This window comes from Myxococcus eversor (genome assembly GCF_010894455.1).
Lineage (GTDB): Bacteria > Myxococcota > Myxococcia > Myxococcales > Myxococcaceae > Myxococcus > Myxococcus eversor.
Genome location: NZ_JAAIXY010000017.1, coordinates 1 through 16,256, shown reverse-complemented (window position 1 = coordinate 16,256; position 16,256 = coordinate 1). Strand labels below are relative to the sequence as shown.

The window sequence follows — 16,256 nt, the reverse complement described above, 5'->3', positions numbered from 1 at the left end:
ATCGTCCTGGCCCAGATCAAGCCTGCGAACACCTGTCTGGCGCCACACTCATGGGACGGAAAGCCCATGGAGGCCCAAGGACAAACGGGCCGGTGCAACCCCAGAGGGCACCGGCCCGTGCGGTCATTCAGACCCTCCCTGGGTCAAGGCTCCTCGGGCCCCGAGGGCACCTCCTCCGCGGTTATCTGGCAATCCTCGGCGGGGATGGGGCCGCCCACGCCAAACTGAGCGGGGACACTGACTCCGCCGTCACACCGCTTCACTCCCGCGTCGGAGACTCCAGCGTCAGCGACTCCAGCGTCAGCGACTCCAGCGTCGGCGCAGCCCGCATCAGCGACTCCCGCGTCGGAGACTCCCGCGTCGGTGCAGCCCGCATCAGCGACTCCCGCGTCGAAGACTCCCGCGTCGAAGACTCCTGCGTCAGCGACTCCCGCGTCGAAGGCTCCCGCGTCGAATACTCCTGCGTCGAGGACTCCCGCGTCAGCGACTCCTGCGTCGAATACTCCCGCGTCAAAGACTCCCGCGTCAAAGACTCCCGCGTCAAAGACTCCCGCGTCAAAGACTCCCGCGTCAAAGACTCCCGCGTCAAAGACTCCCGCGTCGGCGACGCCCGCGTCAAAGACTCCCGCATCGAACCCCGCGTCGCGCACGCCGCCATCGAACCCCGCGTCACTCGGCCCTCCGTCGTATCCGGCATCCACGCCCGCATTCGTGCCGGCATCCACGCCCGCGTCGGGAGGCTGACAGACGCTCGTGCGCTGATAGAGCGCCTGACAATGGAAGCTCTCCGGATCGCCCTCGTACGTCACCTCCGGCAGTTCGGCATCCGTCCCAAACCAGTGGCGGCTGCCGCGCGTGCGGAACTGACAAGTGGTGCTGCCGCCATCGACACAGGGGCAGCTCTCCGAGACCTGCCACCCGACGAACTCGAGCAGGTCATGGTTGTCCGCATAGGCATAGCGCTGCGGAGTGCTGAGCTTCACCAGGTCCCCCGGCTCCACATCGAGGAGCGACTCGTGAGGCCCGGGATAGGGCGACTGGGGATGATTGGCGCACGCCATCAACGGGGACCCGTTCGGCCCCTCCGTGAGCGTGGTGGTGTTGCCCTCCAGGTCCGTGCGTTCGATGGAGAAGCTGGCACAGAGCGGCGCGGTGAAGGGTGACGTGCAGGAGCTCTCCGAAGAGCCTCGCGCGGCGACGACGATGGGCGCGATGCTGACTCCGAGCGCCACCACTCCCGTCGTTCCATCCACGCACTTCTCCGCCCCGGGCATGAACCCCGCCGCGCCCGTTCCCTGGCGCTTCTTCGTCAGGTCCGTCAGGTCCGTGAAGGTGGAGCAGCCCAGCTTCCACGGCGAAGAGCAGCAGCACTCAAGCGCCTTGATGTGATTGTCATAGAGCGTGTGGAACTCCGCCTTCGTCGCGGGAAGGACTTCAGGCATCCAGTGGCTCTTCGGCCACACACCATTCGCGGCGTTGCGCGAGGGAATGGGCTTCTTGTCGACGGACTTGGGGAACCAATCCGCGCACGTGTTCTTCGTTCCAATGCGGTGACAGGCGGTGCACTCCTGATTGCGGACATCTCCAGCACCATCCTTGACCCGCGCCGTGGTGACCGTCTCCGGCTTGGGCCAGCCGCTCCCTCCGTTCGTGAGATAGGCCTCTTCGACGAGCTTGTACTTCCCCTTCTTGAAGCCCGTGGGCAGCCCATCCGCGCTCGCCGCCACCTGGTCGATGTAGGGCGAGTGCATCCAGGGGTCACTGTCATGGCACTTCGAGCAGTGCAGGGAGGAGCTGTCCCGAAGCCCTTTGGGGCTGATGTAGTACGTCTTGGCCGCGGTGGCCGCGGCGCGCTCCGCCGCATCCGTGGACGCCGGGTCCGCCATCGGGTTGGGCACGTTCTTGCCATTGAGATCCGGGCCCGAGCCACTCAGCGCCTGGAAGTAGCACGTGGCCCCCGACGTCTTGTTGGCGACGACGATGGCGACGTCTTGAAAGCTCTCCGACGTGTCCGGCCCCGCCTTGTAGCGGCGACAGATGACCCGCGCCTCGGTGTCCGGATTGCTCGTCTTCAGCTTCAACAGGCGCGCGTTGTCGACACAGTACTTCCCGCCGAGGTTGAGCCACACCGGCTTGTCACAGGTCGCGCCGTCGGGCGTGTTCGTGGTGTGCAGCAGCGTCCCGTCCCGGCAGTTGAACGTGGCGTCCGTCAGTCGCCCCAGCTCCGCGCGACACGATGCGGCGTACTCGGTGATGTTGCTGCCATCCAGCGCCTGCCCCCGTTGCTCCAGGACGACGCCATCGAACTGCGCGGGAGGATCCTCCGTCCCTCCTCCCGTGCAGCTCAAGAGCACGGAGGAGAGGACGCACAACACACCGGCAACGGCAGATGTCGATGGACGACACATTCGCATGATGACTCCCAGGGGTGGGCGTTGAATCCAAGCAGAAAGAGGAGCACGCCGCGAGCATCGAGCCCGTCCCCCAAGGGCCTGTCACCGAGAGGACCCACCGCGTTGTTCCGAAACGGTGCTATTCGCCCATCACCTTGACGATGACGCGCTTGCGACGCTGTCCGTCAAACTCCGCATAGAACACCTGCTGCCACGGGCCCAGGTCCAGCTTCCCGGTGGTGATGGGGATGATGACCTGATGGTGGACCAGCATCGATTTGAGATGAGCGTCACCGTTGTCTTCGCCGGTGCCATGGTGGCGGTAGTCAGGCCCGAACGGCGCGAGCTTCTGGAGCCACTCCCAGATGTCTTCATGGAGTCCGGACTCGTCATCGTTGACGAAGACGCCCGCGGTGATGTGCATGGCGGAGACCAGGACCATCCCCTCCTGGATGCCGCTCTTGCGGACCAGCGAGGCCACGGTGTCGGTGAGTCGGACCAGCTCTCGCCGCTCTTTCGTCTCGAACCACAGGTACTCGGTCAGGGTCTTCATGCCCCGCAGGATAGACGCCTGCGGGCTCGCGGGAACAGCCCCTCGGCCCGCAATGGCTCTCACCTCCGGCGGCAATGCCCCTGAAAACAGACAATGTTGCGCGGGCCGTCCAGCGTATCTGCCCTCCCCATGACATCCCTCTCTGAGCGCCCCCGAGCAGGCACGGCATTCGCGACGCCTGCGGGCTCGATGAAACAGCCCCCTGGCCCGCAGCCACTATTTGTCTCACGCGACACAGCCCTTGAGTACAGATTCAATTGCGCGGCCCTCGTGACGCCTCCATCATCCACACAACAACCCTCTCCGTTCGAGCCGTGTTTCAGCACCGCACTCGCGACACACGAGTCCGCCCGGCAGCGCGTGCTCATACGGAATCCAGCCAAGGGATGTTGGAGGCACATCGTGCTCGAGAATCTCTCCGCCCAACTGGAGCAACTCCGAATTCCCACCATCGCCTTCCCCTGGGCGGGCGTGTGCTCACCCGACGTCGAGCCCGTGGAGCAGGAAGCCACGCACTGGGCGGCAAGGCACGGTCTCATCCCCTCCGAGCAGTATCTGGCACGCGTCACTCGGACGAAATACGGCTGGCTCGCTGCCCGCTGCTATCCCCACGCCGACCGGGAGCTGCTTCAAATCATCGCGGATTACTTCATCTGGTTCTTCATCACGGACGACCTCTTCGTGGACCGGGTGGAGACCCTCAGTCGCGAGACGCTCCCAAATCTCACGGCGATGCTGGACGTCCTGGACTTCAACCGCCTGGGCGCGTCGCCCGTCTTCGGCGAGGTCGCCTGGCTGGACGTCTGCCAGCGCCTGCGCCGCCGGCTCCCCGGGGAGCACTTCGAGCGGTTCGCCCATGGCATGCGGATGTGGGCCTCCACCGCGGGACTTCAAATCGTCAGCCACCTCGCGGAGGAGCCCTCTTCGGCCATCCGGCCCTATGAGGCGATTCGCCGCCACACCAGCGGAATGAACCCCTGCATCGACTTGCTCGACACGGCCAATGCGGGGCCGCTCCCCGCTGAAGAGTTCCACCGGCCCGATGTCCTCGGCCTGCGCCTGCACACCAACAACGTCGTCTGCTGGAGCAACGACATGCAGAGCCTGCCCATGGAAGCACGGCAACCCGGGCAGTACCGCAACATGGTCATCCTCCATGCCGCCCAGGGGCACACGCTCCAGGAGGGCATCGACTACACCTTCGACAAGGTCCGCGCGGAGATTGACGCGTTCCAGCGGGAAGCCAGCCAGGTGGAGCCCCACGCCAGCAAGGAGCTCCGAGGCTTCATCACCGGGATGCGCGACTGGATGCGGGGCTATCAGGACTGGGTGGACCTGGACACACAGCGCTACTCCCAGCAGTTCCTGGAGCAGGACGCCAATGACAGCGGAGTACTCCGCGCGTCGAGGTGAGGGGAATCGCCGGCGAGCTTCGTTGGGGGGGCATGACTCCACGCAGCCCCTGGTCCTGGTCCCTGCTGTCCGCCGTGCTCCTCTCCGCCTGTGGCGGTCCCCCCGAGGCCTCGTCTCCCATTTTCGAGGGGACCCAGGAGCAGCCCGTCCTGGTGAGCGACATCGCGGATGCCTGCGTGACTCCGGACACCACGGGCTCGGAGTCCCTCTCCACCGCCCCAGGAGGCGCGCTGGAGGAGTGGCGCGAGGCCATCAACGCCCTGCCCGCCTCCGCGCTGCGCACCGACCTCCAGGGGCGGCTGCTGACGCACCTGCGCGGCCCCTCCACCGCCTTCCCAGTCGCGGCGGACGCCCAGACGTTCCTGCGCGGCATCCGCGCACCCCTTCCGCTGAGGCTGCCCTTCACGGCGAATTCGCCGGTCATCTCCGGCACCGAGGTCCGACTGGGCCACGGCTGGCGCTACAACGGCGGCGGCATCCACCGGGGGCTCGACATCAGCCGCGCCAACACGCCGGCGGACAAGGACTCCAGCTTCGATGTGCTGGCCATCGCCGAGGGCAAGGTCATCGGCATCTACTTCGATGGCCCGCCGGGCGGTGGCGGCAACACCATCGTCATCGAGCACACCGGCGCCAACGGCAAGAAGCTCTACAGTTTCTACATGCACCTGCGAGACGGCCGCGCCCATGACGTGGCCGCCGTCAAGGCGATGACGTGTCCCACCGGGGATGACGAGTGCGCGCGCTACCAGTTGATGGCGCACAACTACCCCAATCACCCCTCCTGGGGCACGGAGGCGGATGCCATCCCCGTCACCCTCGGCCAGTGGGTCTCCAGCGGGCAGAGAATCGCCAAATCCGGCAACACGCTCACGCCCGGCTCGCTCGCCGCGGACGGCAGGCCCGCCAGCAACCACGCCAACAATCACTTGCATGTCTACATCGGCATGCCCATGCCGACCCAGCCGCTGGTGGCCGTGGAGGTGGACCCTTTCGGTGTCTACGAGAAGGTCTCCACCGGCTGCTACACCGGCTTCCAGGACACCTTCTATCCGCGCCTGTGGATGCCCCACTACCCGGACTTCCACGGCGCCACGTGGGAGACCTTCACCGAGCAGCCCGAGTACTACCGGGGCATGAGCTACCGCCCGGAGACGCTGACCTTCTACGAGCAGGACTCCGTGCTGCGCGTCGCGGGCTCCTACCAGTACTCCACCGACACCGCCTTCGGCGTGCAGGCGGGCCTGGACAGCACCGGGTTCAACACACAGGTGGACCTGTGGCGGCAATCCAATTACGTGCCTCGGGAGACCCGCATCCGCATCAACTCCTCCGGGCAGGCTCGCTACAACACCACCTACGGCAAGCTGCGCGCGGGAGAGCAGGCACAGTTCGAGCACCGGCTGACGCAGGCGAGCCTGGACTCGTTCTACCAGACGTATGTGCTGAACCTGGGCTGGCGCGTGGAGGACTTCTTCCCCTACCGGGAGAATGGCGTGCAGTACTACGCCGTCCTCTTCAGCAGTCATGACCTGGACGTGCGGTACCTGCGCTATGGGCTATCCGAGGCCCAGGCGGTGTCGGAACTGGCCGCGCTCGCGGGACAGGGGATGCACGTGGAGAACCTGGTCGCCGACCCGACGCACAACCCGCCGCGCTTCGCGTACACCGCCAACAACGCCAGCGGCTGCCTGACTCATGCGTACGTGGACGCCGCCATGTCCCAGTACCAGACGCTCCATGGGAATGAGTCGGCTCAGGGATACCGGCTGAAGAAGCTCCAGGTCTACAACAACGGCGCTTCCTTCACGGCCGTGTTCGGCAAGAACTGTCCCTGAGCTTCGAGTGCCCTGAAGAGCGGTCCCTCGAAAGGAAACCGACGGCCCGCGGAGGTGCTGCGCCGCGGGCCGGAAGCCGTCTTCAGTAGGCGTAGTAGACGGGCGGCGTGGTGCTGGTGAAGTAGTTGTAATACGTGGCCACGTAGTTGCTGCCGCTCCCCGTCTCGCCCGGAAGCGGGCCCGTCTTCGTGCCGTAGGCAACCAGCGTGGCGCCAGCGTCCGTCTTGTCCAGGTTGCAGACCGGGACATTGCCCGCGCCGAAGTTCACCACGATGGTGTCGTCCCGAACCTTCGCGAGCGTGGCCGCGTCGATGTGGTTCACCCGGCACTGCGTGTTGGCGCTCCCGCTCGGGGAACCCTTCGTCGAGTAGGCCGTCGCCAGCCCCACGCCCGTCCCCAGCACGGCGATGTGCGGCGTATTGTAGGAGCGGCCCAGCTCCACGCTGCCCGCGGCATACGGACACGTGCCCGAGGCGGCGCGCGTCAGGGTGATGGCATAGCGCGGAGGAAGCTCTCCAGGAATGATGGCCGAGGAGATGGTGAACGAACAGCCCCCGAAGGAGCTGGTGGTCAGCGCGGCCTGCTGCTCGTCCAGCGCGTCCTGAGGCGCGGAGCCTTCGGGGAGGCCGCCACCACAGGCGGAGAGGGACACAGCGGCGCAAGCCCAGGCAAGACGCTTGAAGACAGTCATGATGAACGACTCCGTTGGGGAAAAGGCAACGTGACTCTATCGCCCTCCCGCAACGGCTCACAACACAGACCACCGAAGCAGAATGCGACACACCCGCGCCATAATTTGCCAGCACCGGCCCTCGTCACCCAGCAACTGAAAAGCAATGGGTGTCTTGTTTGACCGCCGCGAGGACTCGCGGGTCAGGAGCGCTCCAGGTCCGCGCCGGGGCGCGTCAGGCATTGCTCGAGTCCGGTAGCAGTGCGGCAGGCTCCAGGCGAGGCGCCTCTAAAACCCAGACAGACGCCGTGTCGACACGCCTGTCACCAGGCGCCAAAGAAAGACCTGGGGCCTGCCCTCCCCAGCGCCGGCTGAAAGCCGTCCGATTGAAGCTCCCTGCGCGCTCCGGACGCTGCGCTCACATCGGCCACCGCGCCCAGGACTCACGCTCCGGACGCCACGCCGACAGCCCCCTTCCACTCCGCACGCGGCCCCGTGCCTCCCCTCCCACGGCACGCGGGAGTCACCCTCCGTGAGCCCCCACCGCACCGAACTCGCACTGTGGGCTTGACCCGAGGCCTCGGGTCACGGTACTGATCATGATATTGATAGTGATTATCAAAATCAACTGAGCTCGACAGCATCGAGCCGGATACGGAGGGACGAGACGTGGCGCGTGATCTGGGACCGAGGGGAAAGATGTGCCGTCGACTGGGGATTCCTCTCTCGCGAATCACCGCGAAGGACCCCGACAAGGACCCGGTGCTGCGGCGCCCCTATCCGCCCGGCCAGCACGGCGCCACGGCGCGCATGGGAAACAGCGACTTCTCCCGGAGACTGCGGGAGAAGCAGAAGCTGAAGCTCTACTACGGCCTGCTGGAGAAGCAGTGCCGCCGCGCGTTCATGGAGGCGCGCCGCTCGCCGGGCAACACGGGCACGGTGCTGTTGCAGTTGCTGGAGAGCCGCCTGGACGCGTTGGTGCTGCGCGCGGGGCTGGCCACGAGCATCCGCCAGGCCCGTCAGTTCGTCCGCCACGGCTACTTCCAGGTGAACGGCGCCGCCACGGACATCCCCAGCTTCCGCGTCAAGCCAGGCAGCGAGGTGCGCTACCACCCCGCCCACCAGAAGCTGCTCATCGTCCGCGAGTCCTTCGAGCGGATGAAGGGGCGCAACGTGCCCGCCTACGTGCAGGTGCTCGGTGACGGAGAGGGACTGCGCTTCGTGCGCACCCCGGAGCGCGAGGAGATTCCCGTCGACGTGAACGAGCCGTTCATCGTCGAGTACTACGCGCAGCGCAGCTAGCGTTCGGCCAAGGCCGACCCACCCCCGGGAGCGCTCCGCCGCGAGGCACCGAGCGATTCCCGGGTGCCAGGCTCAGGGCAACAGCACCGAGCGCAGCTCCGCGACGGAGTGGAACATGTGTGTGGGGGAGTGCCGCGCCAGCGCCTCTGGCAGCGTGTAGCCCCACCCCACCGCGGCGGAGGGAAGACGCGCCTCTCGCGCGGCCTCGATGTCGCGAATCTCGTCACCCACCGACAGGGCCTCGCCCGGTGGAATCTGGGTGCGCTTCAGCATGCGGCGGAACTTGGCGGCCTTGCCGAAGATGGCGGCGCCACAGTCGAAGTGCGCCACCGAGGCCGCGAGAGGTCCCAGCACGGCCCGCACCGACACCTCGCTGTCCGAGCTGACGATGGCCACCGTGACTCCAGCGTCCTTCAGCGCCCCGAGCAACTCCGGCACGCCCGGGAACAGCGGCGTGGTGGCGGCGGCGGCCAGCTTCTCCTTGCGCATGTGCTTGACGATGGCGGGCAGCCGCCACATGGGCACCTTCGCGTGCGCCATGAGCTCGCGCCCGGACATGCCGCGCAGCGCCTCGAACTCCGTCGGAGTCAGCCGGGAGAAGCCGAAGCGGTCGGCCACGTCGTTGAAGACGGACCGGAACCACGGCAGCGAGTCAGCCAGGGTGCCGTCGAAGTCGAAGATGACCAGGCGATAGGGGGACATGAGGCGCCGCCAGTTCATACCAGAAACGCCTCATGGCGCACCTCACGGGCGCCGGCGACTTCGGCGCCCATCCGCCCCGCCTCAGCGGTGAGCACCGCGAGAAGAACGAGGACGTGGTGGGTTCACTCCAGCGCTTCGCGCGCGAGCATCAGCTGTCGCCCGCACCGCTCGCCGTCGCGTGGGTGCTCGCACGACAGCCCGGGTTCGTTCCCGTCATCAACGTGAAGAACCTCACACTGCTCGAAGTCGCGCCGGAGGCCTTGAATCGGCCCCTGGCGGGCTCGGACGTCGCCGCGCTCGAGGTGCTCGCGACCTTCTCGGTTGAACGGCATGGGCCCGAGCAGATGGGCTTGCTGGACAGCGAGCGGCGGTGGCGCCCGCGCCGATTTGGAGCCCCTGCAACGTCAGACAGAGCCGTTAGAGTGGTTGGTGCATGCGAGCCATCATCCACGTGGACATGGACGCCTTCTATGCGTCCGTGGAGCAGCGGGACAACCCGGCCCTGAAGGGCAAACCCGTCATCGTGGGCGGGCATGCCCAACGAGGCGTCGTTGTCGCCGCGTCCTATGAAGTCAGGCCCTTTGGCGTGCGCAGCGCCATGCCCATGGCGCGCGCGGTGAAGGCCGCGCCGCATGCGCTCATCGTGAAGCCACGCTTCGCCGCGTACGCGGAGGCCAGCGAGCAGGTCTTCGCCATCTTCGAGCGCTACACCCCGCTCATCGAGCCCCTGTCCCTGGACGAGGCCTTCCTGGATGTCACGGCGTCGGTGGGCCTGTTCGGCTCTCCCTCGGACATCGCGCGGCGCATCCGCAAGGACATCGCGGACGAGCTGAAGCTGCCGTCGTCCGCGGGCATCTCCACGGTGAAGTTCGTGGCGAAGATTGCCTCCGACCTCGCCAAGCCCAACGGGCAGCGGGAGGTGCGCGCGGAGGAGACGATGGCCTTCCTCGCGGGCCTCCCGGTGTCGCGCCTGTGGGGCGTGGGGCCGAAGACGGAGGAGTCCCTCCAGCGCTCGGGACTGAAGACGATTGGCGACGTGGCGTCGAAGGACGTCGAGTGGCTGGAGCAGCGGCTGGGCACCAGCGGGCGGCACCTGTGGGAGCTGTCGCAGGGCATCGACATGCGCGAGGTGGTGCCGGACCGCGCGGCCAAGAGCGTGGGCGCCGAGGACACCTTCGAGGAGGACCTCGCGGGCGTGGAGGCCCTCAAGCCCCACATCCATGCGCAGGCGCTGCGCGTGGCCCGACGTCTGCGACGCGCGGGGGTGAAGGGCCGCGTGGTGCAGCTCAAGCTGAAGCTCGCGGACTTCACGCTGCTCACCCGCCGCACCACGCTGCGCGAGGCGACGGACGACGGGCAGACGCTCTATCGCACCGCCCTGGAGTTGATGGAGCGCTCACACGAGGGCAAGGCCATCCGCCTCACCGGGGTGAGCGTGCAGTTGGACGACGTGCCTCCGCAGCTCGGCCTCTTCCCCGCCGCGCCGCCCCGGACGGCGAAGCTGAACGCGACGCTGGACAGAATCGCGGAGCGCTTCGGCAGCAAGGCCATCACCACCGCGGACATCGCGGGCAGCGACGCACCGGGCGGAGACGAGCACCGCTCCGAGCGTCCCGTGGACAAGGACAAGCCCAAGCGCTGAGCCAGACTCAGTCCGCGGCGGGAACCATGTCCGGAGGTGGAGGCTGACGCGCGGCCTCGTCCCGGGACATCACCAGCACACCCACCAGCGCCAGGGCTCCGCCCACCAACTGCACCCAGTCCGGCTTCTCGCCCAGCAGCGGCACGGCCCACAGCGTGGACAGCACCGGCTCGCCCAACGAGGCCACCGCGACGAAGGGCGCGGAGAGGTGACGCACGGAGGCGTTGAGCAGCGAGTGGCCGATGAGCTGCGGCACCAGGGCCAGCCCCACCAGCACCATCCAGGTGCTCGGCGTGAAGCCCGTCAGCGGAGAGTCGACGAAGCCGTGCGCCAGCATCAGCGCCACCGCCGCCACGGAGTAGACGATGCCCACGTACGTGCCCAGCGACATGGACTCGCGCACGCGACGGCCCACGACGAAGTACACGCCCGCCATGACGGCGCCGGCCACCGCGAGCAAGTCCCCCCAGAGCGCCGTGCCTCCGGCCGCGAAGTCCCGCGCGCCGATGAGGACACTGCCCGCCAGACACAACACGAGGGCGGCGATTCCCCGGGGGCCCACGCGCTCACCCAGGGCGAGCCACGCGAACAACGTCACCCACACGGGCTGCGTGGTGACGAGCGCCACCGAGCTGGCCACGGTGGTGTACTGGAGCGACGCAATCCACGTCGCGAAGTGCAGCGCCAGCGCGAGGCCGGACAGCACCAGCCAGCCCCAGGTCCGCGTGGAGAGCGACGTCAGCTCCGAGCGACTCCGAAGCAGCGCCAGCGCCAGCAGCGGCACCGAGGCGAAGGTGAGACGCCACGCGGAGATGGCCAGGGACGGCGCCTCCGCGAAACGGATGAGCGGCGCCGCCCAGGAGACGGCCACCACGCCCAGCACCAGTCCCCCGTAGATACGCGCCCGGGGGACCTCCGCGTCGACTCGCGGGCTCACGCCTCGCCGGCGCCGGAGCCGGATGAAGAACCCGCCGAGGCGGAGCCCTCTCCCCCGGAACGACGACGACGACGGCGGCGACGACGCTTGCGCTGGCCACCGGGCTCGGAGCCCTCGCTATCGGAGGCCTCGGGACGCGGCGTGGGCACCTCGCCAGCCTTCCACGCGTCAAGCTGCTCACGGTGCTCTCCGGTGGCCTCCACCGTCATCTCGAACACGGTGAGGGCTTCGCCGAAGAGGGGGTGACGCCGGAAGGCCGCGCTCTTGCGGCGGCGCTCACCGGACAGCGTGCGCTGCGCGAGCAGCAGCATGCGGCAGCGCTCGGCGATGCGGCGAGGCAGCCGGGCCGACTGGACGAAGCCGGCGAGCAGTTCCTCCACCACCTGCGACACGGAAGGACGACCGCCCTCCTGAGGCTCGGCCGGCGGGCCCGAGTGGCTGATGGGCACCAGCAACGCCGCCAGCAGGATGGCGTCGTCGAGCGGCTCTCCCGCGGCCACCCGGCGATCCAACGCCTGGGCGAAGGAGTAGAAGGTCTTCTCGCCTTCCTTGCCGTGCTGCTTGAGGTACGCGTTCACCGGAGGCAGCAGGAACTTCATCGCGTCCAGCGCGTCCAGCAGCTTCAAGGCCGGCGCGGACACACCGCCACGGATGAGCCGGAAGGTCTCCTCCAGGAGGCGCGCGGGAGCGCAGCGCGGCAGGTCCTCCACCGCGCCTTCCATGGCCGCGTACGTGCGCGACTCGATGTCCAGGTCCAGCTTCGCGGCGAAGCGCACGGCGCGGAGGATTCGCACCGGGTCCTCGCGCATGCGCACCTCCGGGTCGCCGATGGTGCGGATGAACCGCTCGTCCAAGTCACGCCGGCCGCGGACGTAGTCGATGACCCGTCCCTCGCTCACGTCGTAGAAGAGGCCGTTGATGGTGAAGTCGCGGCGGCGCGCGTCCTGCTGCGCGGTGCCGAAGACGTTGTCGTGGGTGATGAGCAGGTCATCGCCCCCGGCCTCGCCCTCCTCCTCCGGCGCGGAAGGTGCCGCGGCCTCCAGCTCCGTCGGATTCGCCCGGAAGGTGGAGACTTCGATGATCTTCCCGCCCTTGAAGTAGACGTGCGCCAGCCGGAAGCGCCTGCCGATGAGCCGGCAGTTGCGGAAGATGGCGCGCACCTCGCCCGGATGGGCGCTGGTGGCCACGTCGAAGTCCTTGGGCTTCTTGCCCAGGAGCAAATCGCGCACGCAGCCACCCACCAGGTACGCCTGATGGCCGTGCTGATGCAGCCGCAGCACCACCTTCAGCGCGTCCGGATCCAACTCGTCCGGGTCGATTTCCGCCGGCTCGCCGGTGGAGCGCACGTGGGGCGCGTGCAGCGCGCGCTCATAGGGGGTCGGCTCGGGCTCGGGCTCGAGCACCGTGGGCACCTGCTCGATTTCGTCCTCGGCGGCCTCGGCGGCGTCCTGCGCCTCGGCGGCGGCGAGCACCTCCGCGGCGGCCCGGCCCGTTTCGTCGAAGACGGCGTCGAGCGCGTCGACCTCGTCGTCGTCATCGGACTCGTCGTCGTCGGCCTCGTCGTCGGACGGGCTCAACCGGCCATTCGTTTCGGGGGCCGCCTCGGTGGAAAAAGAGAGCTGGGGGGACACTTCGTCGGAGGGGGCCGATTCGGCCACGGACTCGGGGGCACTCGCCTGTTCCGAGGGGGCAGTCGTCAGCTCCAGATTGGAAGACATGGAAACCTCTTGAGCACCGCGCTCGGAGCCCACTGCCGCCTCGGATGAGGCAACCTCGCGCGCGTCGAATCGGGCGCAGGTGGCAGCGGACCGCCGGCAGGCGGCGTTTCAGTCAAAACTCGCGTCATCACCGTGGACGTCCCGACAGGGGCGCTTCAGGGGCAGCCGTCTATAGCGCATCCGCCCTGGGGGGGTGTAGCGCCCTTTCTGCGGGTCCACCGGACAGGTGGAGCGCTTCCACCCCACCCGTCCCTTTTCCAGCGAAAAGGGGTACGAACGTGCATTCGGGGAAGCGTCGAAGGGCATCCTGTTCCAGGCTCGCTCCAGGCGGTGAAAAAGAGTCCGCCACGAGTATCGCCCCATGGCCGGAAGCCGGCGGCAGGGACCCGCTCTCCCGGGAGACTCTGTTCCGTATCAACACTGGAGACGCCAGAAACGTTCTGGAAACAGCCCAACCACCGCGCACCAGCCCGCCTGGGCGGCGCCTTGACGGGCCTGGGCTCGCCCAACCCGCCTGGTCGTCTGCCCCAGGGCCGGGCGTCCGACGTCCCCACCGGCCATGCGCCCGGACGCCAGGCTCCGGAGCTCCGAGACTCGGACGCTCGGAGGCCCTGAAGCCCACCGCTACGGCTTGGTGCGGCCCTTGTGGTTGCGCGGCAGGGCGTGGTGGATGAGGGACACGTAGTCCACGGCCTGCACGGGCGGCGGGGGCGGCGGCGTGCCCAGCGCGGCGAGCCGCTTGCTGAACGCGGAGAGGATGTCCGGCATCGGACGCATCGCGGCCAGCAGCTTGTTGGGCCCCTCCAGCGCCTGCGACAGCGCCACCGCCGCCTGCTGGAGCGGCAGGCCCCGGCGCAGCAGATCCTGGAAGGAGTTGGAGAGGGTGATGATGTTGTGCCCCGCCGTCTGCACCATCTCCACCGCGATTTTCAGCACCTGCGGCGCGGACAGATGTCCGTCCGCCAGCAGCACCAGCGCGGCCTGGAAGTAGTTGAAGATGGGGACGACGCGAGGCCCGTACGCCGTGAAGTGCGCGGGCGGCGTCAGCTTGTCCAGGTGGATGAAGATGCGCCGCACCGGGTCCGCCACTGGAATCTGCTTCCACGCCGCGCGCACGCGCTCCGCGTCGTCCGGGTAGACGCCGCCCGCCTCCAGCACCTGGGACAACACGCGCTCGTCCACGCGGCCGGCAATCAGGTCCGCGAAGAGCGAGTAGATGAACGCATCCGCCTCCGCGTCGTCACCGAAGAGGACTTCCTCGGCCTCCGCGGGCGCCTTCACCCGGCTCTCCAGAATCGCCGGCAGCTTGTAGCCCACCTGCCCGCGCAGCGCGCGGAAGCGCCCGCGCAACAGGTTGCCGATGTTGTCCTTGAGGACGAACTCGTCCCAGCGCACGCCGTCCAGCTTGAGCTTCTCCTCCAGCACGGCGCGCATCTGCTTGGGGCTGCCGGAGACGATGCACAGCCGCGAGTCGCCGTTCTCCGACAGCTCGCGGATGAGCGCGCTCGCGCCTGGGATGGCGACCTTCTCGTGCGCCTTCTGGAAGGCGGTGCGCAGCAGGTCCTTGAGCGAATCGAAGTCCGTCTGGAGGTACGTCTTGTCCAGATCCCAGCGGTAGATGCGCCGCGGCGGTCGCGGGTCGATGCGGTCCGGCAGACTCACTTCTGAAGACCTTCCCGGATGGAGCTCCCCAGGTTGTTCGCCACCACCTTGGCGGCCACCTTGCCCGCGTTGGCGATGGCGCGCGCCTTCGAGCGTCCGTGCGCCTTGATGAAGATGCGGTCGAACCCGAGGATGGGCGCACCGCCGTACTGGTTCCAGTCGGTGATGTCCTTGATGCGCTGGATTCCGCTCGACAACATGGCCAGGCCCGCGCGCCAGCGCAGGCTCTCCTTGTAGGCGTACTGGGCCAGCTCCACGACTGTCTCGTGCACGCCCTCCAGCATCTTCAGGCACACGTTGCCCGTGAAGCCGTCGGTGACGATGACGTCCGCGGTGCCCTTGGGGATGTCGATGCCCTCCACGTTGCCGATGAAGTTGATGTCCTTCATCTCCGACAGCCGCGCGTGCGCCTCCACCACGCGGGGCGGGCCCTTCTGCGGCTCGACACCGTTGGACAACAGCGCCACCTTGGGCCGCTCGTTGCGGGAGATGATGCGCGCGTACTGCGAGCCCATGACGGCGAACGTCACCAGGTCATCGGCCGTGGCCTCCACCGTCGCCCCCACGTCGAGGATGAGGGAGAACGGGTCCTCCTTGGCGCCTCGCACCGAGCGCGTCGGATACACCGTGGCCAGCGCCGCGCGGCGCACGCCGGGGATGAGCTGGAAGTGACGCGCGCACGCCAGCACGCCCGCGCCCGTGTTGCCCGCGGATACCAGCGCCTGGGCCTCGCCCTCGGCGACGAGCCGCGCGGCCACCGCCACGGAGGCGTTGGGCTTGCGAGCCAGCGCCTCGCCGGGTTTCTCGTCCATGCCCACGAAGTCCGCCGCGTGCTGGACGGAGATGCGCTCGCCGTTGTGCTTCGTCTCCGCGAGCGCGTTGTCGATGAGGGTCCGGTCCCCCACCAGCAACGCATGGATGTGGGGTGAGTCCAGGGAGAGCTGCGCGGCTCCGCGCACCACCTCCGCGGGCCCATGGTCCGTCCCCATCACGTCGAAGGCAATCGTCACGGGCTGCGGCTGTTTGACCACCATGCCCCCCATCTTACGACCTTTGTCCGGCCCTCGCGCCTGCCATTCTCGCTTGGGTCACGAGGCTGGCCGCCACCACCACACCTACCACCAGCATTCCCGCCGCCGTCCCGTAGGGCGCCCCCGGCCCCAAACGGGTGAAGAGCCACCCGCCCAGCGCCGGCCCTACAATCCGCCCCAGCGAGCCCGCCGCCTGGAAGCCCCCCAGCGCCGCACCGAGTCGTTGGGGAGGCGCATGCAGTGAGACCAGCGCGGACAGGCAGGGGTTCGTCAGGGCCGAGCCCACCGCCAGGAGCCCCATGACGGGAAACAGCCACCCGTAGGTGGGAGCCACCGGCAGGAGCGCCAGGCCCAACGCCGTGAAGGCGAAGCCCGCCATGGCCACCTGGGCCTCG

General features: G+C 68.1%; 14 protein-coding genes. 5 read left to right on the top strand and 9 right to left on the bottom strand.

Features of this window, described 5'->3' with window-relative positions; all coding sequences use genetic code 11:
* Positions 1–143: 143 nt before the first annotated feature.
* Positions 144–2,414 (bottom strand): hypothetical protein, encoded by a 2,271-nt coding sequence (locus tag G4D83_RS30045; RefSeq protein WP_163868297.1) that lies wholly within the window; start codon positions 2,412–2,414, stop codon positions 144–146.
* A gap of 118 nt (positions 2,415–2,532) precedes the next feature.
* On the bottom strand, positions 2,533–2,946 hold the full coding sequence (locus tag G4D83_RS30040; RefSeq protein ID WP_163868296.1) for a secondary thiamine-phosphate synthase enzyme YjbQ: 414 nt from the start codon (positions 2,944–2,946) through the stop codon (positions 2,533–2,535).
* A 402-nt stretch (positions 2,947–3,348) separates the two neighbouring features.
* Here G4D83_RS30040 and G4D83_RS30035 point away from each other — a divergent pair, with 402 nt between their 5' ends.
* Both G4D83_RS30035 and G4D83_RS30030 read left to right on the top strand, forming a co-directional pair.
* The gene (locus G4D83_RS30035) at positions 3,349–4,359 is read left to right on the top strand and encodes a terpene synthase family protein (protein ID WP_205522743.1); all 1,011 of its coding nucleotides are present in this window, start codon (positions 3,349–3,351) and stop codon (positions 4,357–4,359) included.
* Between the two features lie 32 nt (positions 4,360–4,391).
* Positions 4,392–6,197, top strand: a complete 1,806-nt coding sequence (locus G4D83_RS30030; RefSeq protein ID WP_163868295.1) for a M23 family metallopeptidase — start codon at positions 4,392–4,394, stop codon at positions 6,195–6,197.
* Positions 6,198–6,279: 82 nt separating this feature from the next.
* On the opposite strand, the gene G4D83_RS30025 is transcribed toward G4D83_RS30030, so the two are convergent.
* Positions 6,280–6,888 carry a hypothetical protein gene (locus tag G4D83_RS30025; RefSeq protein WP_163868294.1) on the bottom strand — a complete coding sequence of 203 codons (609 nt, stop codon included), beginning with the start codon at positions 6,886–6,888 and terminating at the stop codon, positions 6,280–6,282.
* Between the two features lie 648 nt (positions 6,889–7,536).
* Here G4D83_RS30025 and rpsD point away from each other — a divergent pair.
* Positions 7,537–8,169, top strand: coding sequence for a 30S ribosomal protein S4 (gene rpsD, locus G4D83_RS30020; RefSeq protein WP_163868293.1), 633 nt, complete (start codon positions 7,537–7,539; stop codon positions 8,167–8,169).
* Between the two features lie 72 nt (positions 8,170–8,241).
* Here the strand turns inward: rpsD and G4D83_RS30015 are convergent, their stop codons facing one another.
* Positions 8,242–8,871, bottom strand: coding sequence for an HAD hydrolase-like protein (locus G4D83_RS30015; protein WP_163868292.1), 630 nt, complete (start codon positions 8,869–8,871; stop codon positions 8,242–8,244).
* A gap of 32 nt (positions 8,872–8,903) precedes the next feature.
* Between G4D83_RS30015 and G4D83_RS30010 the strand changes: the two genes are divergently transcribed.
* Positions 8,904–9,377 (top strand): aldo/keto reductase, encoded by a 474-nt coding sequence (locus G4D83_RS30010; protein ID WP_163868291.1) that lies wholly within the window; start codon positions 8,904–8,906, stop codon positions 9,375–9,377.
* Positions 9,305–10,513 carry a DNA polymerase IV gene (gene dinB / locus G4D83_RS30005; protein ID WP_163868290.1) on the top strand — a complete coding sequence of 403 codons (1,209 nt, stop codon included), beginning with the start codon at positions 9,305–9,307 and terminating at the stop codon, positions 10,511–10,513. The genes G4D83_RS30010 and dinB overlap by 73 nt, the downstream gene beginning before the upstream one ends.
* A gap of 7 nt (positions 10,514–10,520) precedes the next feature.
* On the opposite strand, the gene G4D83_RS30000 is transcribed toward dinB, so the two are convergent.
* The 5 genes from G4D83_RS30000 to G4D83_RS29980 form a co-directional block, all read right to left on the bottom strand.
* Complete coding sequence (locus G4D83_RS30000) at positions 10,521–11,450, bottom strand: DMT family transporter (protein WP_163868289.1); 930 nt, start codon at positions 11,448–11,450, stop codon at positions 10,521–10,523.
* Positions 11,447–13,168 carry a polynucleotide adenylyltransferase PcnB gene (gene pcnB, locus G4D83_RS29995; protein WP_163868288.1) on the bottom strand — a complete coding sequence of 574 codons (1,722 nt, stop codon included), beginning with the start codon at positions 13,166–13,168 and terminating at the stop codon, positions 11,447–11,449. The genes G4D83_RS30000 and pcnB overlap by 4 nt, the downstream gene beginning before the upstream one ends.
* 624 nt (positions 13,169–13,792) lie before the next feature.
* Positions 13,793–14,830: a phosphatase domain-containing protein gene (locus G4D83_RS29990; RefSeq protein WP_163868287.1), complete on the bottom strand. Its 1,038-nt coding sequence runs from the start codon at positions 14,828–14,830 to the stop codon at positions 13,793–13,795.
* A complete protein-coding gene (plsX, locus tag G4D83_RS29985; protein ID WP_420826667.1) occupies positions 14,827–15,873 on the bottom strand; it encodes a phosphate acyltransferase PlsX in 1,047 nt (348 codons plus the stop codon). The genes G4D83_RS29990 and plsX overlap by 4 nt, the downstream gene beginning before the upstream one ends.
* A 1-nt stretch (position 15,874) precedes the next feature.
* A partial coding sequence (locus tag G4D83_RS29980; RefSeq protein WP_163868286.1) for an MFS transporter occupies positions 15,875–16,256 on the bottom strand: 382 nt, incomplete at its 5' end.

Coding starts and splice junctions, on each gene's coding strand:
- plsX (WP_420826667.1), bottom strand. CDS start 15,873: ATGGGGGGCATGGTGGTCAAACAGCCGCAGCCCGTGACGATTGCCTTC.
- G4D83_RS30010 (WP_163868291.1), top strand. CDS start 8,904: ATGGCGCACCTCACGGGCGCCGGCGACTTCGGCGCCCATCCGCCCCGC.
- G4D83_RS30015 (WP_163868292.1), bottom strand. CDS start 8,871: ATGTCCCCCTATCGCCTGGTCATCTTCGACTTCGACGGCACCCTGGCT.
- G4D83_RS30025 (WP_163868294.1), bottom strand. CDS start 6,888: ATGACTGTCTTCAAGCGTCTTGCCTGGGCTTGCGCCGCTGTGTCCCTC.
- pcnB (WP_163868288.1), bottom strand. CDS start 13,168: ATGTCTTCCAATCTGGAGCTGACGACTGCCCCCTCGGAACAGGCGAGT.
- dinB (WP_163868290.1), top strand. CDS start 9,305: ATGCGAGCCATCATCCACGTGGACATGGACGCCTTCTATGCGTCCGTG.
- G4D83_RS30040 (WP_163868296.1), bottom strand. CDS start 2,946: ATGAAGACCCTGACCGAGTACCTGTGGTTCGAGACGAAAGAGCGGCGA.
- G4D83_RS30030 (WP_163868295.1), top strand. CDS start 4,392: ATGACTCCACGCAGCCCCTGGTCCTGGTCCCTGCTGTCCGCCGTGCTC.
- G4D83_RS30045 (WP_163868297.1), bottom strand. CDS start 2,414: ATGCGAATGTGTCGTCCATCGACATCTGCCGTTGCCGGTGTGTTGTGC.